The organism is Rhodoferax sp., assembly GCF_028689295.1.
Lineage (GTDB): Bacteria > Pseudomonadota > Gammaproteobacteria > Burkholderiales > Burkholderiaceae_C > Rhodoferax.
Genome location: NZ_JAQTWL010000006.1, coordinates 21,722 through 39,102 on the forward strand (window position 1 = coordinate 21,722; position 17,381 = coordinate 39,102).

The window sequence follows — 17,381 nt, forward strand, 5'->3', positions numbered from 1 at the left end:
GCTTAGAGCATGGCCTTGAGCAGCTTGGCCATCTCGGACGGGTTTCGCGTGACCTTGAAGCCACACTCTTCCATCACCGCCAACTTGGCCTCGGCGGTGTCGCCCCCACCAGAAATCAGGGCGCCGGCATGTCCCATGCGTTTGCCAGCGGGTGCAGTCACACCGGCGATGAAGCCGACGATGGGCTTCTTCATGTTGAGCTTGCACCAGCGCGCGGCCTCGGCTTCGTCCGGGCCGCCGATCTCGCCGATCATGATGACGGCATCGGTGTCGGGGTCGTCGTTGAAGGCCTTCATCACGTCAATGTGCTTGAGGCCATTGATGGGGTCGCCACCAATGCCGACCGCGCTGGACTGGCCCAGACCGATTTCGGTCAACTGCGCAACGGCTTCATAGGTGAGGGTGCCTGAGCGGCTGACCACGCCAATGCGACCCTTGCGGTGGATATGACCCGGCATGATGCCGATCTTGATCTCGTCGGGCGTGATCAGGCCGGGACAGTTGGGGCCGAGCAACAAGGTTTCCTTGCCTCCAGCAGCCACTTTGGCTTTCATGCGGTTGCGCACTTCAAGCATGTCCTTGATCGGGATGCCTTCGGTGATGCAAATCGCCAAGTCAAGCTCGGCTTCAACGGCTTCCCAGATGGCCGCGGCTGCACCGGCTGGCGGCACATAAATCACGCTGACGGTGGCACCCGTGTCGGCGGCGGCTTCCTTGACCGAGGCGTAGATCGGGATGTTGAAAATCGACTCGCCGGCCTTCTTGGGGTTGACGCCCGCGACAAAGCAGTTTTTGCCATTGGCGTATTCCTGGCACTTTTCAGTGTGAAACTGGCCCGTCTTGCCGGTGATGCCCTGGGTGATGACCTTGGTGTCTTTGTTGATGTAGATCGACATTTTTATTCCTAATCAGTTGGGGACAGCGCTGGCTCGCGTCGCATAGCTGCGGTCCGTCCCGCAAATTTATTGGCCAACTGCCTTAACGGACGCCTGGGCAGCTTCTGCCATGGTATCCACGGAAATGATGGGCAGGCCGCTGTCTTTCAGCATATTCTTGCCCAGTTCTTCATTGGTGCCCTTCATGCGCACGATCAGCGGCACATTCAGATTGGTGGCCTTGCAGGCGGCGATGATGCCGGTGGCAATGGTGTCGCACTTCATGATGCCGCCGAAGATGTTGACCAGAATAGCCTTGACCTTGGGGTTTTTGAGCATGATCTTGAAGGCTTCAGTGACCTTCTCGGGAGTGGCGCCGCCACCCACGTCAAGAAAATTGGCAGGCTCGGCGCCAAACAGCTTGATCGTGTCCATGGTCGCCATGGCCAGGCCGGCGCCGTTGACGAGGCAGCCGATGTTGCCGTCCAGGCTGATGTAGGCGAGGTCGAACTTGCTGGCTTCGACTTCGGCCGGGTCTTCTTCGTCGAGGTCGCGGTAGGCCACGATCTCGGGGTGGCGGAACAGCGCGTTGTCATCGAAGTTGAACTTGGCATCAATCGCCTTGATATTGCCGTTGCCTTCGAGAATCATCGGGTTGATTTCAACCAGTGAGGCATCGGTGTCCATATAGACCTTGTACACCTTTTGCAGCACATCCACGGCCTGCGCGGTGGAACCTGCGGGTACGCCGATGGCGTTGGCCAGCTTGGTGGCCTGCGCCACGGTCAGGCCGGTGGCCGGGTCAACAATCTCGGTGATGATTTTCTCGGGCGTGTCATGCGCGACTTCTTCGATCGACATGCCGCCCTCAGATGACACGATCATGGCCACGCGCTGGCTGGCGCGGTCGGTCACGGCCGACACGTAGTATTCTTTTTTGATGTCGGCACCATCTTCAATCAGCAGGCGGCGCACTTTTTGACCTTCGGGACCAGTTTGGTGTGTGATCAGTTGCATGCCCAAGATTTCACCCGCGAGTTTTCTCAAATCGTCGATTGAGCGCGCCAGTTTGACGCCGCCGCCCTTGCCGCGACCACCCGCATGAATCTGCGCCTTGACAACCCACACCGGGCCGCCGAGTTTTTGAGCGGCTTCCACCGCTTCTTGAACGGTGAACGCTGCAATGCCGCGAGGCACTGGCACACCAGCTTGACGCAAGATTTCCTTGCCTTGGTACTCGTGAATTTTCATGAGCTCTCTCAGGAATAAATGATTGGATAGCCGTCTGATTTGCCCAACGGGGCACGCCATGGACGCCGTGCGGATCAACTGCGGACTGTATCATGCTGCATTGCGGCAATCTGTTGCCAGCCTTACAAGCACATCACTTTTCGGGATTTGATTTCACCATGCTGAAAATCTTCATCGACGGCGAAGCCGGCACCACCGGCCTGCAGATTCGCGAACGGCTGCAAGCCATGTCCGGTATCGAACTCATCAGCATTGCACCTGAACGCCGCAAAGACCCGCTGGCCAAGCGCGAGCTGATGGCGCAAGCAGATATGGTCATCCTGTGCCTGCACGACGATGCGGCCGTTGAATCGGTGGCCATGATCGACGAGTTGGCCAGTATCAGCGGCCAGACTGGCCCCAAAATCATCGATGCCTCCACCGCGCACCGCACCGCGCCAGGTTGGGTTTATGGCTTTGCCGAACTCCAGCCGGGACAGCGCGAGGCCATCCGGGCGGCGCACCGCGTGACCAACCCTGGCTGCTATGCCACAGGGGCCATCGCGCTGCTGCGACCGTTGATCGCTGCCGGACTGATCCCGGCTGATTTCCCTGTATGTTTGCCCTCGGTCAGCGGCTATTCGGGCGGTGGCCGACCGATGATCGAAGCTTACGAGCAGTGCACGGCACCGGCATTTGAGCTGTATGCACTGGGTTTGAAGCACAAGCACGTTCCGGAAATCATGGCCTACACCGGCCTGACGCGGCGACCCTTGTTTGTGCCCGCCGTGGGCAACTTCAAACAGGGCATGCTGGTGCAGATGCCGTTGCACCTTGACCTGCTGCCCGGCCGGCCCAGCGCCGACGACCTGCATGACGCCCTGGCGCAGCACTACGCGGGCAGCGAATGGGTCAAGGTCTTGCCGGCCACCGCAGATCACAAGCTCGATGCGGTGGCACTGGCTGGCACCAACCGGCTGGAGCTGCGCGTCTTTGCCAATCAAGCAGCAGGCGACAGTTTCCACCATGCGGTACTGGTAGCGCGGCTGGACAACCTGGGCAAAGGCGCCAGCGGTGCAGCGGTGCAAAATTTGCAGTTGATGCTGGGGCTGTAAAACTCAATCTTCATCGGCGCCCGACATCACGCGGTGGATGGTGTCACCGCCAAAACCGCGACTGGCCAGAAAACGCATCTGTCTGGCCCGTTCATCAGCATCCTGCGGCGGGTGTTCAAACTTTTTTCGCCACACTTCGCGCGCACGCCCCAGTTCATTGGCGCGCAACGCAGTGACGGCTTCGGCAACCAGTTCTGGCGCCAGACCTTTGCCCTCCAATTCCTGCTTGATGCGTGACGCGCCAAATTTGGCGGCGCGCCGGTTGACCACCGACTCGACCACGCGCTGCTCGCTGATAAAGCCCTTGGCCTGCAGGTCATCGAGCGCCAGTGCCAATGTGCCGGGCTCTTCTTCGAAGCGCTGCAGCTTGCGCTCCAGCTCGGTGCGCGAGTGCTCGCGGCCGCTGAGCAGGCGCAAGGCCCGTCCTTTCAGAGAGGGTTGGTCAAAGGCCATGGATTGCCGCGTCGCTGCGCTCCTCGCAAAGACAGTGATTTTTTTATGCTCTGGGCTGCTTTGGATGCCGTGCCAGTCAGGCGGCCTTTTTGCCTGCCGCTTTGGATGTTGTCTCAGTCACTTCGGCGCCGGGCATGAGGGCGATGCCCAGGGAAGCGCGCACCTTGTTTTCAATCTCACGCGACAGGCCCGGGTTTTCTTTCAGGAATTCACGTGCGTTGTCCCGGCCCTGGCCAATTTTTTCACCGTTGTAGGCGTACCAGGCCCCCGATTTTTCCAGGATGTTGGCGGTCACGCCCATGTCGATGATTTCGCCTTCGCGGCTGATGCCCTGGCCGAACATGATGTCGAACTCGGCGGTCTTGAACGGCGGTGCGACCTTGTTCTTGACCACTTTGACCTTGGTTTCATTGCCGATGGCCTCATCGCCTTTCTTGATGGTGCCGGTGCGGCGAATGTCGAGCCGCACCGAGGCGTAGAACTTGAGCGCGTTGCCGCCGGTGGTGGTTTCCGGGCTGCCGAACATGACGCCGATCTTCATGCGGATCTGGTTGATGAAGATCACCATGCAGTTGGTTTTCTTGATGTGGGCGGTGAGCTTGCGTAGCGCCTGGCTCATCAGGCGGGCCTGCAGGCCGGGCAGGCTGTCGCCCATTTCGCCCTCTAACTCGGCCTTCGGCGTCAGTGCCGCCACCGAGTCCACCACGATCAGATCGACCGCGCCCGAGCGCACCAGGCTGTCGACAATTTCCAGCGCCTGCTCGCCAGTATCGGGCTGGCTGATCAGCAGGTCTTGCAGGTTGACGCCGAGGTTTTGCGCATACTGGATGTCGAGCGCGTGCTCGGCGTCGACAAAAGCGCACTGGCCGCCGGTTTTCTGCATCTCGGCAATCACCTGCAGCGTCAGGGTGGTTTTGCCGCTGGACTCCGGGCCGTAAATTTCCACCACCCGGCCGCGCGGCAGGCCACCGACGCCGAGCGCAATGTCCAGCCCCAGCGAGCCGGTGGACACCACCTGGATGTCTTCAATGACCTCGCCCTCGCCCAAGCGCATGATGGTGCCCTTGCCAAACTGCTTCTCGATCTGGGCCAGCGCCACTTGCAGCGCCTTGGCTTTTTCGGGATTGATGGGGGTGGGGGCTTTGACGGTTGCGTCCATGGTTTCTCTCCTGGGTTAACGTTGATCGGCTGCGGGTCGGGAAGGTTTTCATCCTCTGTCATTAACAACAGGCTGGATGCTTGAACAGTAGTTTATTTCAGTTGTTAAACTCCGTAAACATATTTATTAGTAAATTTGATTTACTATTTTGACATGACAAAAATCACTGCGGACAAGCGCTGGCGCCAGACCCACATGGGCTATTGGCTGGCGCAGGCATCCGCACATTTTGACGCGCGCGTGCTGACCTTGATGGCCGCCAACGACCGCATGCCGCTGGCGCTGGCCAACCTAGCGGCGCGCGGCCACCTGATGGCCTCTCACGTGCACATCACCCAGCACCTGGCGCTGGAGGGGTCGCGCCTGACCGAACTCGCGGCACGCGCGGGGGTCAGCAAACAGGCCATGGGCAAGCTGGTGGACCAGTGCGAAGCGTGGGACCTGGTGCAGCGTCAAAGCGACCCGCGTGACGCACGCGCCTGCCTGGTGCTGTTCACGCCAGCCGGCCTGAACTGGTTGCAGGCCCATCAGGAGGCTGTCACGCAAGCCCAAACCGAACTGCGCACAGCGATAGGTCCCGAGGTGGCCACCGTCATGCTTCTCGGGCTGGAAGCCTATGCCGCCTAAAATGCCCGAAAACAAGACGCCATGAAGCCTGAAGCACAAATCCGACCGACCCCAACGAGGAGACATTGATGCGTATTTTGATAGCCGAAGACGACCAGGTTCTGGCGGATGGCCTGTTGCGCACCTTGCGTAGTTCAGGGGCCGCCGTCGATCACGTGGCCAGCGGCAGCGAGGCCGATGCAGCCTTGATGACCAACACCGAGTTCGACCTGCTGATTCTGGATCTGGGACTGCCCAGAATGCATGGCCTGGAGGTGCTCAAGCGCCTGCGCGCGCGCGGGTCGTCGCTGCCGGTGCTGATCCTGACAGCCGCCGACAGTGTCGAAGAGCGCGTCAAGGGGCTCGATTACGGCGCCGACGACTACATGGCCAAGCCCTTCAGCTTGCAGGAGCTTGAAGCGCGGGTGCGCGCTCTGAGCCGACGTGGCATGGGCGCGGCCAGCAGCACCATCAAGCACGGGCCGCTGATCTACGACCAGGGCGGTCGCGTGGCCAGCATCGACGGCGTCATGGTTGAGCTGTCGGCGCGCGAGCTGGGTCTGCTGGAGGTGCTCTTGCAGCGCGCCGGCCGGCTGGTCAGCAAAGACCAATTGGTGGAGCGCCTGTGCGAATGGGGCGAAGAGGTGAGCAACAACGCCATCGAGGTCTATATCCACCGCTTGCGCAAGAAAATAGAAAAGGGCCCGATCCGCATCGCCACCGTGCGCGGACTCGGCTACTGCCTGGAAAAGATCCCCGGCTAATCACTTTTTGTTGTGAGCATGAATCCACGCGAGCAGCGCTCGCTGTTTGGCGAGATCCTGGACTGGATGCTCACGCCACTGCTGCTGGTGTGGCCGCTGAGCCTGGTCGTGACCTGGCTGGTGGCGCAAAACATTGCCGGCAAGCCGTTCGACCGCGCCCTCGAATACAACGTGCGCGCCATGGCGCAGCTCATCACCGTCGAGCGCGGTCACGCCAAATTTTCGCTGCCGCGCCCCGCGCGCGAATTGCTGCGCGCCGATGATTCCGACACGGTCTATTACCAGGTGCTGGGCCCGCGCAGCGAATTGCTCAGCGGCGAGGGCGACCTGCCGTCGCCACCGCTGGTCGAGCCGGTGGTGCTCGACCAGGTTCGCTTGCGCGATGACGTGGTCAAGGGCTTTGACGTCAAGGTGGCTTATTTGTGGGTCAATGTCTCGGGGCCGGACACCCGACCGGCACTGGTGCAGGTCGCCGAGACCATGGAAAAACGCTCGGTACTGGCTACCGAAATCGTCAAGGGCGTGATGCTGCCGCAGTTTTTCATTTTACCGCTGGCCGTGCTGCTAGTATGGCTGGCGCTGGTGCAGGCCATCAAGCCGCTGCACCAGCTCGAGGAGCGCATCCGCGCCCGCAAGCCAGATGACCTGAGCCCGATCGATGCGCAGGCGGTGCCGGTGGAGGTGGCCCCCCTGGTCGATTCGGTGAACGACCTGCTGTTGCGCCTGACCGACTCGATTGCCACCCAAAAACGCTTTCTCGCCGATGCCGCCCACCAGCTCAAAACGCCATTGGCGGGGCTCCGCATGCAAGCCGAGATCGCCCAGCGCGAAGGCGCCAGCGCCGACGACCTGAAGCATTACCTGCGCCAAATCGGCCGCGCCAGCATCCGCGCCACCCATAGCGTCAACCAGTTGCTGGCGTTGGCACGAGCCGAAAGCAGTGGCTCTGCCATGCCGCGCGAGGTGTGCGATCTGGCCGAGTTGACCATGTCGGTGGTGCGCGACAGTGTGCCCCGCGCGCTGGAAAAACACATTGATCTGGGTTATGAAGGCACACAACCCGGCACCCCCAGCTGCACCGTGCTGGGCAACTCCACGCTACTCAAGGAAATGGTGCGCAACCTGGTTGACAACGCCATCAACTACACCCCGTCGAGTCTGGACAAGCCCGGCGTGATCACAGTCCGCGTGCTTACCGACCCATTCGGTCACATCCTGGTGCTGCAGGTCGAGGACTCGGGTCCGGGCGTGCCCGAAGCGGAGCGCGAGCTGATTTTTCAGCCCTTTTACCGAGCTCTGGGAACCGAAGCCGACGGCTCGGGTCTGGGCCTGCCGATCGTTCTCGAAATTGCCCAGCAGCACAACGCCAGTGTCAGCCTGGAAGAAACGCACCCTGGTCAGACTCCGGCTGGCGCACGCTTTGTCGTGCGCTTCAACGCCTATGCCAGCGACTCGGTTTAACGGGCTGCCCCGTCGTCCGTGCAGGCTTCAAGCACAAGGCCGGACATGACAGCCCCGAGATCTGGCAACTGCGCTTGCAGGGCTTGATCCAGGGCGGGCAAACGCAAGCGCCAACCTTTATCAGCCTCGACCTCCTGCAACAGCCAGCTTTCTGGTGACCATGACGCTTCCAGCAGGGCGCGCACCGCGTCGGCTTGAGCCTGGTTCAGCGGCCCCGATTGCAGGCAAACAGTGGGCTCAGGCGCAACGGCCAAGGGCGGCTGCCCCTCAGCGGCGCGCAACACGGTGATGGCCTCAGGGTGAATTTGCTGCGCCAGGCGCTGTGGCTCGCGCTGTTGCGTCGGACCAAAACCATAGGGCAGCAACCAACCCTCGCCCCAAGCCCAATACAGGGTATTGAGCAGCAGCAATAGCCAGGCAAGCGTGCGCCACTTCATGCGTCGGGCTCACAGTGGTAATAGCATGGGCCGGGCTGGGCGCGCACGCTGACCTCGGCGCTGTTGATGCGCTGCACACCCTGTGCGCCAGCCACCCGCAGGGCGCCGCTGGCGTCCACGCCCTGCGCCACCCCCCGCATACCGTCACTGAGCGTGACCGGCACTTGCGCCAGTGCATCGCGGGCGTTGAAAGCGCTCTGGAAAGGTGCAAAACCATACGCCTCGAACCTCTGCACGTTCTGCACCAGCGGTGCCGCAATACTTGACAACGCCTTCGCCGCGTCCACATCGGGCAGCAACTCACGCAGGCCGACCGGCGCGGTGGACAGGCCAGCCACGTCGGGGGTTTGCAGGTTGAGCCCGACGCCAATCACCACGTAACGACCGGCGCTGGTCTCGCCCCAATTGGCGGTCTCGATCAGAATGCCGGCCAGCTTGCGGTCATGCCACCACAGGTCGTTGGGCCACTTGAGGCGAATATCGGGATGCAGGCTCTGCGCCACGCTCAAGCCCACCGCCAGCGACAGGCCAGACCAGTCGGCAGGGGCCAGGTTCAGGCCCAATGAAAAAGTCAGCGCCTGGCTCCGCTGGCCAGTCGGCTGCGCGCCGCTATGCCATTGCCGCCCCATGCGGCCACGCCCGGCGGTTTGCTGCTCGGCCACCAGCAGCACGGGGTCCGGGCGGCCGGCGCGGGCGCGGCGCATCAACTCGGAATTGGTCGAATCCACTTCGGGCAAGACCTCCACGGTAAAACCCGGCAGGGCAGGGGCCACTGCTTCCCAAATAGCCTCGGCGGGCCAGCGCACGGGGGTCAGCGGAGCGCGCGTGATGGCCATCGCCTAGCGCCGCTTGGGTGCCAGCAGGGTGCCGCGACACGTGGCGGCGCCGCACCAGCAGGGATATTCAGCCTTGAGCTTTTTGGTGTAGCGCTCGTCGATGATCAGGCCGTAGTCGTAGTTGAGCTCTTCACCGGCGGCAATGTCGCGCAGCGCCTTGATGAAAATGCGGCCATCCTCCTCGTCAGCCTCGCAATTGGGATCACAGGCATGGTTGATCCAGCGCGACGAATTGCCGCCATACAGGGCGTCGATGACTCGGGTTTCGTCAATGTGAAAGTAAAACGTGTGGTTGGGGTTCTGCGGGTCATGCGGGTGCCGCGCCTGGGCTTCTTCCCAGGTGATGACCTCGCCCACGTATTCGATCAGGGTGTCGCCCGCCGCAATGTCCTGCACGGCATAGACCCCCTTGCCATGGATGCCGGAGCGGCGAACCTGGAGTCGGCGGGGATTAGTGGACGATTTTTTTGGCACGTTTGAAAATTTGGTATCGTGAACTCGTATGGGTGCGCGTGTGCGCACCTGCCTGTGTGCGCCCGCCCGTGCGAGCGCGAGAAAATGGATTGTAGTCAGATGAAAACATTGATCATTGCTGAGAAACCTTCGGTCGCGCAAGACATCGTGCGCGCCCTGACACCGGTGTCGGGCAAGTTCGAGAAGCACGACGAGCATTTCGAGAACGACACCCATGTGGTGACCAGCGCGGTTGGCCACCTGGTGGAAATCCAGGCGCCCGAGGCCTTTGACGTGAAACGCGGCAAGTGGAGTTTTGCCCACCTGCCGGTGATTCCGCCGCACTTCGACCTCAAGCCCGTTGACAAGACCAAGACGCGGCTCAATGCCGTGGTCAGGCTGGCCAAGCGCAAGGATGTGGGCCAGCTCATCAACGCCTGTGACGCCGGGCGCGAGGGCGAACTGATCTTCCGGCTGATCGAGCAGTACGCCTTCGGCAACGAAGATGCCGCTCTACCTCATGTCAAGACGCAGCGCAAGCCGGTGAGCCGCCTGTGGTTGCAAAGCATGACGCCGCAAGCGATTCGCGACGGCTTTGACGCGCTGCGCAGCAACGCCCAGATGCAGCCCCTGGCCGACGCCGCGCGCTGCCGCAGCGAGGCCGACTGGCTGGTCGGCATCAACGGCACGCGCGCCTTGACCGCCTTCAACTCGCGTGACGGCGGCTTCTTTTTGACCACCGTGGGCCGGGTGCAAACGCCGACCTTGAGCGTGGTGGTGGAACGCGAGGAACAGATCCGCAAATTCATCAGCCGCGACTACTGGGAGATCCACGCCACTTTTGCCGCCCAGGCCGGTGACTACCCTGCCAAGTGGTTCGAACCCGGCTGGAAACGCGCGGCTGCCAATGCAGCTGCAGGCAACGACGAGGTGGACGCCGAACTCAAGGCCGACCGCGTCTGGACGCAGCGCGAGGCAAAGCAAATTGCCGATGCCGTGCGCGGCCAGCAGGCCAGTGTGACGGAGGAGAGCAAGCCGACGACCCAGGTGTCGCCATTGCTGTTCGACCTGACCAGTTTGCAGCGCGAGGCCAATGGCAAATTTGGTTTCAGCGCCAAGACCACGCTGTCGATTGCGCAAAGCCTGTACGAACGCCACAAGGCCCTGACCTACCCGCGGACCGACTCGCGCGCGCTGCCCGAAGACTATGTGCCGGTGGTTAAACAGACCTTCGAGATGCTGGCGGGTAGCGGCATGAAGCACCTGGCACCCCACGCGCTCACCGCACTCAACAACAACTACGTCCGCCCGAGCAAACGCATTTTTGACAACGCCAAGGTCCGCGACCACTTTGCCATCATCCCGACGCTGCAAGCGCCGCACGGCTTGAGTGAAACCGAGCAAAAGATTTACGACCTGGTGGTGCGCCGCTTCATGGCGGTTTTTTTCCCGGCCGCCGAGTACCAGGTCACGACCCGCATCTCCAAGGTGCTGGAGCACAGTTTCAAGACCGAAGGCAAGGTGCTGGTGAAGCCGGGCTGGCTGGCCATTTACGGCAAGGAGGCGGTTGACGAAGTCGAGGGCGGCAAAGACGGCGACAAGGGCCAAAACCTGGTGCCGGTGGCACCGGGCGAGCAGGTCAAAGCCGAAACGGTCGAGCCCAAAGCGCTGAAAACCCGACCCCCGGCGCGCTACACCGAAGCCACTCTGCTCGGTGCCATGGAAGGTGCCGGCAAAACTGTGGAAGACGACGAGCTGCGCGAGGCCATGCAGGAAAAAGGCCTGGGCACACCTGCCACCCGCTCCAGCATCATCGAGGGCCTGATTTCGGAGGCCTACATGCACCGCGAGGGCCGGGAACTGATCCCTACCGCCAAGGCCTTCCAGTTGATGACCCTGCTGCGCGGCCTCGACGTGCAGGAACTCACCAAGGCCGAGCTCACCGGCGAATGGGAATTCAAGCTGGCGCAAATGGAGCACGGCAAGCTCAAGCGCGAGACCTTCATGGCCGAGATTGCCGCCATGACGGAGCGCATGGTCAAGAAAGCCAAGGAATACGACCGCGACACGGTGCCAGGCGACTACGCCACGCTGCACACCCCCTGCCCCAACTGCGGCGGCGTGGTGAAAGAAAACTACCGCCGCTACACCTGCACCGGAGCCGATGGCAAAAGTGACGGCTGCGGTTTTTCGTTTGGCAAGACACCGGCGGGCCGGACCTTCGAGCTAGCCGAGGTCGAGCAGTTTTTGCGCGACCGCAAGATCGGCCCCTTGAGCGGTTTCCGATCCAAGGCCGGCTGGCCATTCACCGCCGAGATGGTCATCAAGTTCGACGAGGAAACCAAAAACTACAAGCTGGAATTTGACTTTGGCGACGACAAGAAGGGCGAGGAATCGGGCGAACTGATCGATTTCTCCGCCCAGGAATCCTTGGGGCCCTGCCCGAAATGTGGTGCGCGGGTGTTCGAGCATGGCAAAAATTATGTCTGCGAAAAATCGGTGCCCACCGACGCCCAGGCAACGCCGAGCTGCGACTTCAAAACCGGCCAGATCATCCTCCAGCAGCCGATCGAGCGCACGCAAATGGTCAAGCTGCTGAGCACCGGCAAGACCGATTTGCTCGACAAGTTTGTCTCCATGCGCACCCGGCGCGCCTTCAAGGCCATGCTGGCCTGGGACCCGGCCGCTGGCAAGGTGAACTTCGAGTTTGCCCCAAGCAAATTCCCGCCGCGCAAAACCGCAGCCACACCGCTGACCAAAGCAGCAGTCGCCGCCAAGGCGGGTGCCACGGCGAAGGCTGCGGCGGCGAAAAAAACGGTGAAAGCACCAGCCAAAAAAGTGGCCAAGGCAGCCACCGCCAAAGTGCCGCGTAAAGCACCCGCCGCAGGCAGCGCGGGCTCAACACCCAGCGCCGCCCTGGCCGCAGTGATCGGTGCGGAACCCGTGGCGCGCACCCAAGTCATCAAGAAGCTGTGGGACTACATCAAGGCCAACAAGTTGCAGGATGCCACCAACAAGCGCGCCATCAATGCCGATGCCAAGCTGATGGCGGTCTTTGGCAAACCGCAGGTGACGATGTTTGAGCTGGCCGGGATTGTGGGCAAGCATTTGGTGTGAGGTGGGGGAAAACGACCCCGCTATTGATCCAGCCAGCGGCAAATCGGCTGCCACTGGGCCAGATCCCGCGCCACGCGCTCGAACGCCAGGTCGAACACGGTGAGGCCTCGAGCCGCCAGCTGGACGTAGTTTTGCGTGTCGCGCACATAGCCCAGCACCGGCAGGCCGGTGGCTTCCACAAAAGTGCGCAATTGCTCGGCGGCGCGGGTGCGCTCATCGACCCGCATGCCAACAATGCCAATATCAATTTTGGCGGCCCGGGCGCTCTCGGCTAGTTCATTCAAAAAATCCTGCGTGGCGAAGATGTCAAACACGCTGGGCTGCAGGGGCACCACCACTTTGTGCGCGCGCTTGAGGATTTCCTTGAGTCGTTTGCCGTGCAAACCTGCGGGGGTGTCCAGCACCACATGGGTGGTGCCCTTGGGTGGCTTGGCAATCTGGTCGTTGCCCAGTTCCCAACTGCGAATGGGCCGCGCCTGCTCCGGGCGCAAGGACAACCAGAGTTTGCTTGACTGCTGGCGGTCGGCATCTCCCAGCATCACAGGATGGTTTTGCCCGGCAAGATAGCCGGCGATTTGGGTGGACAGGGTGGACTTGCCCACGCCTCCCTTGGGGTTGGCGACGACGATCACTGGCATGGATGACACCTCCTGCAATTTGAATGGCAGATGTTAACGACAACAACGACCCACGGGAAAACCCTTTGACGGCCGTACAGCATTGACATCAAAATGTCACCTCACAGTCATACCATGCCCGTCTCAGCCGTGCGCGGCTGATTCGTTTTCTCAACTCACTTTGACCAACCCAAGGAATGTCATCCATGAAAATTCGCTACTCATTGATCGCTGCTGGCGTTGTCGCCTTCGGTGTCGGCGGCTCTGCCGTGGCACAGGAAAAAACCCTGCGACTGCTGACCTGGGCCGACTACGCCCCCACCGATGTGGTGGCGCAGTTTGAAAAAGAAAGCGGCTACAAAGTCGAACTGACCCTGTCCAATAACGAAGAAATGATCTCCAAACTGCGCGCCACAGGTGGTGCAGGCTTTGACTTGGCCCAACCTTCACAAGACCGCATCACCGGCCCGCAGCAGGAGTTTGGAATTTACAAGCCGATGGACCTGAGCAAGCTAAAAAGTGAGCTGTTCATCCCGTCGATGCTGGAAGCCACCAAGAAAAACACCACACTGGCGGGCAAGGTGTACGGCCTGCCGCACATCTGGGGTACCGATGGCCTGGTGGTCAACACCAGCCTCACCAAAATGGCCGACTACGCGGACCTGTGCCGCGCTGACGTCAAGGGCAAAACCGCCGTGCGCCTGAAACGCCCGACCCTGCTGGCCTTTGCCTTTGCTGCGGGCAAGGACCCGTTTGCCTTGTACGGCAACCCCAAGGCCTACGCTTCGCTGATGGATGAGGTGGGCAAGACCGTCATCGCCTGCAAGCCCAACCTGAAGTTCTTCTGGGACAACAAGGACCAGTTGCTCAACGGCATGCGCACCGGCGAGATCGTCGGCGCCATGATGTGGGACACCGGCGGCTGGAAGCTCAATGGCGAAAAGGCTGAAATCCAGTTCATCGCGCCCAAGTCCGGGGCGCTGGGCTGGATCGACACCTTTGCCCTGCCGGCCAAGGGCAAGAATGACGCCGCAGCCTACGCCTGGATCAACTTCAACATGCGCCCCGAAATTGCGGCCCGCGTGGCCAAATCGGCTGGCAACTTCACCGGCTCCAAAGGTGCTGACCAATTGATGGACGCCAAGCTGAAAGCCCAGTTTGCCGCCAGCTTCCCCGAAGCCGCGCTGAAAAATGTCAAGTGGTACCCCGCCGTGCCCGCTGGCATTGAAGACATCGAAGGCCGCGTGCTGGACCGCATCAAAGCGGCCAACTGATTTTGACGGCGCAGCCTGACCTGCAGGCCACCCGCGTGGCCAAGCACTACGGTGCTTTCCGCGCGGTGGACGAACTCTCTTTCAGCGTCGCGCGCGGCAGCTTTTTCTCCATCCTCGGCCCCTCGGGCTGCGGCAAGACCACGCTGCTGCGTATGATTGCGGGCTTTTTGGAGCCCGACGCCGGTGACATCCAGATCGGTGGCAAAGCCATGAACGGTGTGTCGCCCAACCAGCGCCCGGTCAACATGGTGTTTCAACACCTGGCGCTGTTCCCGATGATGAACGTGGGCGAGAACGTGGGTTACGGTCTGGCGCGCCGCGGTATTGCCAAAGACGAAATCAAGCGCCGGGTGGGCGAGATGCTGGAGCGCGTCAGCCTGCCAGGCGCCCAAACCAAGCGGGTTGAACAGCTCTCGGGCGGACAAAAACAGCGCGTGGCGATTGCCCGCAGCCTGGTGCTGGAGCCCACGCTGCTGCTGCTTGACGAGCCGCTGGGCGCGCTGGATTTGAAACTGCGCGAGCACATGAAGATCGAGCTGAAAGCTTTGCAGGCGGCCTTTGGCACCACCTTTGTCTACATAACGCACGACCAGTCCGAAGCGCTGGTGCTGTCAGACCATGTGGCGGTGATGAACGCCGGCCGCTTCGAGCAGGTCGGCACGCCGCAGCAGCTCTATTACGAGCCGCAAACGCCGTTTGTGGCGGGTTTTGTGGGCGCCAACAACCGCATCGCCGGTGTCGCCACCCAAGTCGACGGCCTTGGAGTGACCGTGACCAGTCCTGAGGGCTTGGTGATCCCGGCGCGCGCCATCGGCAAGGTGACCCGGGGCGACACAGTCGAGGCTTTTGTGCGACCCGAGGTGGCGCGCCTGGCGCGCAACGCCGCGGTGTTGCTGGACGCCGGCTTGCCGACTTTTAGCGCCCGCGTGGACAGCCTGCTGTTTGACGGCGCCAATTCGGCGGTGCTGCTGCGCGAGGCCCAGTCCAACACCGAATTCCGCATCGCCTTGCCGCAAACTGGCGAGTTCGCCGACCTGAGCGTCGGTGAAACCGTGACCTTCGGGTTCGACGCGCAACGCGCGGTGTGTTTTGCCAGTTGAGCCATGAAAACCCAGGCCCGCTTGATGCTGCTGTTGCTGCTGGCACCCGCGCTGCTGTGGCTCATTGGCTTGATCGTGCTGCCGCATGTGGAGCTGGGCATTTTGTCGCTGCGCGCGCGCGTGGCACCGCGCGTGTACGAGCCCAGCCTGGCGCAATTTGCCACTTTTGTGGACGAACCCCTTTACTGGCACACCTTTGTGCGCACCGCCTTGATGTCGATTGTGGCCACCGCCATCACGCTGCTGATGGCCTTCCCGGTGGCTTGGACGATTGCCAAAATCGCCCGCGGGCGCAACAAGTCCATGCTGTTTGTCATGTGCCTGATCCCGTTCTGGGTCAGTGAAACCGTGCGCACGCTGGGCTGGATGATCCTTCTGCGCGAGTCCGGCGTGCTGCCCGCCCTGCTGGTCAGCCTGGGTGTGACACCCGCCCCCATTGAGATGCTGTACCACGACGCCACCATTTTGGTCGGACTGGTTTACACCTCGATGCTGTTCATGGTGATTCCGCTGATCAGCGCGCTGGAGAGCCTCGACGACTCGCTCATTGAAGCGGCCTATGACCTTGGTGGCAACGGTTGGTCGATCCTGCGCCAGATCATCATCCCGCACGCGGCGCCCGGCATGGTGGCGGGCTGCATCGTGGTGTTCATGCTCACTTTGGGCAACTACCTCACGCCGACGCTGCTGGGCGGCAAAAACTCGCAGTGGTTCACCGAGCAAATCTACACCCAGTTCATTACCCGCTTCAACTGGGAGCAGGGCGCGGCGTTCGGCTTTTTGCTGCTGGGCCTGTCAACCGCCATCGTCTGGGCTGGTTTGAAATTGAGCGGTCAAAAGTTTGGTGAAGTGATGCAAAAGACATGATCGCGTCCTTGCCCCGCCCGCTGTGGCTGCGCGCCAGCACCGTGCTGTACGGTGTGGCGTTCTTTGCCTTTTTGTTTCTGCCACTGGTCGTGGTCGCGGTGTTTGCGTTCAACGACGCGCCCTACCCGGCGCCGCCCTGGCGCGGCTTCACGCTGGACTGGTTTTTTGGCCATGATGGCGCGGGCCGCAGCGGCCTGTTTGCCGACCGCGCCATGCTCGGCAGTCTGTGGACCAGCGTGGTGGTGGCGACCTGGGTGACGCTGCTGTCGGTGCTGGTCGGTACCGCCAACGCGTTCCTGATCGAGCGCACGCAGTTTCGCGGCAAGCAAGCCTTGTCTTTGTTGATGCTGGCGCCGCTGGTGATTCCCGGCGTGATCCTGGGCATCTCGATCCTGGCGTTTGCCAGCCGCATTGCCAACCTGGCCGACGACCTCTGGGGCCTGGAGCTGGAATTTCTGCGACCCGGTTTGCCGCTGGTGGTGCTGGGCCAGTTTTCCTACATCGTGTCGATCGCCACGCTCACCATCACCGCGCGCCTCAAGCGTTTTGATGTCACGCTGGAAGACGCCGCCTACAACCTCGGTGCGTCGCGCGCTGCCGTGTTCCGGACCATCACCCTGCCGTACCTGAAACCCGCGATGATCGGCTCGGCGGCGATCTCGTTCCTGATGAGTTTCGAGAACTTCAACACCACGCTAATGCTGGTGGGCTCGGACGCGCCGCTCACGGTGATGATGTACGGCCGCATGCGTGAAGGCGCCACGCCGGTGCTCAATGCGGTGAGTTTGCTGCTGATGGTGGCCTCGGCGCTGTTGGCGCTGACGTTGATGCGGGGGTCGAGGTCGGGGGCGACCGATACCACCAACTGACAGGGGTTCGATGCGTCGTTGGCGCAAGCCATCGCAAATTTAGGCAGCCTGAAACTGATATTTGTTAATCCTGCTTTAAGGCCCAAAGCGTAGACTTCGCTGCATCTATGACATCCCTACACCTGTTGCTTTGGATTGCGGGTGGCGT

General features: G+C 61.7%; 17 protein-coding genes. 9 read left to right on the forward strand and 8 right to left on the reverse strand.

Annotated features, from left to right (window positions below; genetic code table 11):
* Window positions 1-2: 2 nt before the first annotated feature.
* Together sucD and sucC are read right to left on the reverse strand one after the other, a co-directional pair.
* On the reverse strand, window positions 3-896 hold the full coding sequence (gene sucD, locus PHF15_RS07020) for a succinate--CoA ligase subunit alpha (protein WP_300119991.1): 894 nt from the start codon (window positions 894-896) through the stop codon (window positions 3-5).
* Between the two features lie 66 nt (window positions 897-962).
* Window positions 963-2,126 (reverse strand): ADP-forming succinate--CoA ligase subunit beta, encoded by a 1,164-nt coding sequence (gene sucC, locus PHF15_RS07025; RefSeq protein ID WP_300119992.1) that lies wholly within the window; start codon window positions 2,124-2,126, stop codon window positions 963-965.
* A 158-nt stretch (window positions 2,127-2,284) separates the two neighbouring features.
* Here sucC and argC point away from each other — a divergent pair, with 158 nt between their 5' ends.
* Window positions 2,285-3,220, forward strand: coding sequence for an N-acetyl-gamma-glutamyl-phosphate reductase (gene argC / locus PHF15_RS07030; RefSeq protein ID WP_300119993.1), 936 nt, complete (start codon window positions 2,285-2,287; stop codon window positions 3,218-3,220).
* 3 nt (window positions 3,221-3,223) lie between these two features.
* Here argC and recX read toward each other — a convergent pair whose 3' ends face one another.
* A complete protein-coding gene (recX, locus tag PHF15_RS07035; protein WP_300119994.1) occupies window positions 3,224-3,673 on the reverse strand; it encodes a recombination regulator RecX in 450 nt (149 codons plus the stop codon).
* Between the two features lie 76 nt (window positions 3,674-3,749).
* Complete coding sequence (gene recA / locus PHF15_RS07040; protein ID WP_300119995.1) at window positions 3,750-4,832, reverse strand: recombinase RecA; 1,083 nt, start codon at window positions 4,830-4,832, stop codon at window positions 3,750-3,752.
* A 153-nt stretch (window positions 4,833-4,985) separates the two neighbouring features.
* On the opposite strand from recA, the gene PHF15_RS07045 reads away from it, so the two are divergent.
* The 3 genes from PHF15_RS07045 to PHF15_RS07055 all read left to right on the forward strand — a co-directional run bounded on the left by PHF15_RS07045 (window position 4,986) and on the right by PHF15_RS07055 (window position 7,663).
* The gene (locus tag PHF15_RS07045) at window positions 4,986-5,459 is read left to right on the forward strand and encodes a MarR family winged helix-turn-helix transcriptional regulator (RefSeq protein WP_300119996.1); all 474 of its coding nucleotides are present in this window, start codon (window positions 4,986-4,988) and stop codon (window positions 5,457-5,459) included.
* A gap of 68 nt (window positions 5,460-5,527) precedes the next feature.
* Window positions 5,528-6,202, forward strand: a complete 675-nt coding sequence (locus PHF15_RS07050) for a response regulator transcription factor (protein WP_300119997.1) — start codon at window positions 5,528-5,530, stop codon at window positions 6,200-6,202.
* A gap of 12 nt (window positions 6,203-6,214) precedes the next feature.
* A complete protein-coding gene (locus PHF15_RS07055) occupies window positions 6,215-7,663 on the forward strand; it encodes a sensor histidine kinase (RefSeq protein WP_300119998.1) in 1,449 nt (482 codons plus the stop codon).
* Here the strand turns inward: PHF15_RS07055 and PHF15_RS07060 are convergent.
* Genes PHF15_RS07060 through PHF15_RS07070 form a run of 3 tightly spaced genes read right to left on the reverse strand, consistent with a single transcriptional unit; the run spans window position 7,660 to window position 9,410 of the window.
* Window positions 7,660-8,100, reverse strand: coding sequence for a hypothetical protein (locus PHF15_RS07060; protein ID WP_300119999.1), 441 nt, complete (start codon window positions 8,098-8,100; stop codon window positions 7,660-7,662). The genes PHF15_RS07055 and PHF15_RS07060 overlap by 4 nt on opposite strands.
* The gene (locus PHF15_RS07065) at window positions 8,097-8,936 is read right to left on the reverse strand and encodes a biotin--[acetyl-CoA-carboxylase] ligase (RefSeq protein ID WP_300120000.1); all 840 of its coding nucleotides are present in this window, start codon (window positions 8,934-8,936) and stop codon (window positions 8,097-8,099) included. The genes PHF15_RS07060 and PHF15_RS07065 overlap by 4 nt, the downstream gene beginning before the upstream one ends.
* A gap of 3 nt (window positions 8,937-8,939) precedes the next feature.
* Window positions 8,940-9,410 carry an SET domain-containing protein-lysine N-methyltransferase gene (locus PHF15_RS07070; protein ID WP_300120002.1) on the reverse strand — a complete coding sequence of 157 codons (471 nt, stop codon included), beginning with the start codon at window positions 9,408-9,410 and terminating at the stop codon, window positions 8,940-8,942.
* A 99-nt stretch (window positions 9,411-9,509) separates the two neighbouring features.
* On the opposite strand from PHF15_RS07070, the gene PHF15_RS07075 reads away from it, so the two are divergent.
* Complete coding sequence (locus tag PHF15_RS07075) at window positions 9,510-12,506, forward strand: DNA topoisomerase III (RefSeq protein ID WP_300120003.1); 2,997 nt, start codon at window positions 9,510-9,512, stop codon at window positions 12,504-12,506.
* A 20-nt stretch (window positions 12,507-12,526) separates the two neighbouring features.
* Here PHF15_RS07075 and PHF15_RS07080 read toward each other — a convergent pair whose 3' ends face one another.
* Window positions 12,527-13,144: a ParA family protein gene (locus PHF15_RS07080; protein WP_300120004.1), complete on the reverse strand. Its 618-nt coding sequence runs from the start codon at window positions 13,142-13,144 to the stop codon at window positions 12,527-12,529.
* A 185-nt stretch (window positions 13,145-13,329) separates the two neighbouring features.
* Between PHF15_RS07080 and PHF15_RS07085 the strand changes: the two genes are divergently transcribed.
* The 4 genes from PHF15_RS07085 to PHF15_RS07100 are packed head-to-tail and all read left to right on the forward strand — an operon-like array spanning window position 13,330 to window position 17,233.
* Window positions 13,330-14,397, forward strand: coding sequence for an extracellular solute-binding protein (locus PHF15_RS07085; protein ID WP_300120005.1), 1,068 nt, complete (start codon window positions 13,330-13,332; stop codon window positions 14,395-14,397).
* A gap of 2 nt (window positions 14,398-14,399) precedes the next feature.
* The gene (locus tag PHF15_RS07090; RefSeq protein ID WP_300120006.1) at window positions 14,400-15,497 is read left to right on the forward strand and encodes an ABC transporter ATP-binding protein; all 1,098 of its coding nucleotides are present in this window, start codon (window positions 14,400-14,402) and stop codon (window positions 15,495-15,497) included.
* Between the two features lie 3 nt (window positions 15,498-15,500).
* Window positions 15,501-16,364 carry an ABC transporter permease gene (locus PHF15_RS07095; protein ID WP_300120007.1) on the forward strand — a complete coding sequence of 288 codons (864 nt, stop codon included), beginning with the start codon at window positions 15,501-15,503 and terminating at the stop codon, window positions 16,362-16,364.
* On the forward strand, window positions 16,361-17,233 hold the full coding sequence (locus PHF15_RS07100) for an ABC transporter permease (RefSeq protein WP_300120008.1): 873 nt from the start codon (window positions 16,361-16,363) through the stop codon (window positions 17,231-17,233). The genes PHF15_RS07095 and PHF15_RS07100 overlap by 4 nt, the downstream gene beginning before the upstream one ends.
* The last annotated feature ends 148 nt before the right edge of the window (window positions 17,234-17,381 follow it).

What these genes read in the sequence shown, in the direction of transcription:
- sucD (WP_300119991.1), bottom strand. Translation starts at nt 896, where the DNA reads ATGTCGATCTACATCAACAAAGACACCAAGGTCATCACCCAGGGCATC.
- sucC (WP_300119992.1), bottom strand. Translation starts at nt 2,126, where the DNA reads ATGAAAATTCACGAGTACCAAGGCAAGGAAATCTTGCGTCAAGCTGGT.
- argC (WP_300119993.1), top strand. Translation starts at nt 2,285, where the DNA reads ATGCTGAAAATCTTCATCGACGGCGAAGCCGGCACCACCGGCCTGCAG.
- recX (WP_300119994.1), bottom strand. Translation starts at nt 3,673, where the DNA reads ATGGCCTTTGACCAACCCTCTCTGAAAGGACGGGCCTTGCGCCTGCTC.
- recA (WP_300119995.1), bottom strand. Translation starts at nt 4,832, where the DNA reads ATGGACGCAACCGTCAAAGCCCCCACCCCCATCAATCCCGAAAAAGCC.
- PHF15_RS07045 (WP_300119996.1), top strand. Translation starts at nt 4,986, where the DNA reads ATGACAAAAATCACTGCGGACAAGCGCTGGCGCCAGACCCACATGGGC.
- PHF15_RS07050 (WP_300119997.1), top strand. Translation starts at nt 5,528, where the DNA reads ATGCGTATTTTGATAGCCGAAGACGACCAGGTTCTGGCGGATGGCCTG.
- PHF15_RS07060 (WP_300119999.1), bottom strand. Translation starts at nt 8,100, where the DNA reads ATGAAGTGGCGCACGCTTGCCTGGCTATTGCTGCTGCTCAATACCCTG.
- PHF15_RS07065 (WP_300120000.1), bottom strand. Translation starts at nt 8,936, where the DNA reads ATGGCCATCACGCGCGCTCCGCTGACCCCCGTGCGCTGGCCCGCCGAG.
- PHF15_RS07075 (WP_300120003.1), top strand. Translation starts at nt 9,510, where the DNA reads ATGAAAACATTGATCATTGCTGAGAAACCTTCGGTCGCGCAAGACATC.
- PHF15_RS07080 (WP_300120004.1), bottom strand. Translation starts at nt 13,144, where the DNA reads ATGCCAGTGATCGTCGTCGCCAACCCCAAGGGAGGCGTGGGCAAGTCC.
- PHF15_RS07085 (WP_300120005.1), top strand. Translation starts at nt 13,330, where the DNA reads ATGAAAATTCGCTACTCATTGATCGCTGCTGGCGTTGTCGCCTTCGGT.
- PHF15_RS07095 (WP_300120007.1), top strand. Translation starts at nt 15,501, where the DNA reads ATGAAAACCCAGGCCCGCTTGATGCTGCTGTTGCTGCTGGCACCCGCG.
- PHF15_RS07100 (WP_300120008.1), top strand. Translation starts at nt 16,361, where the DNA reads ATGATCGCGTCCTTGCCCCGCCCGCTGTGGCTGCGCGCCAGCACCGTG.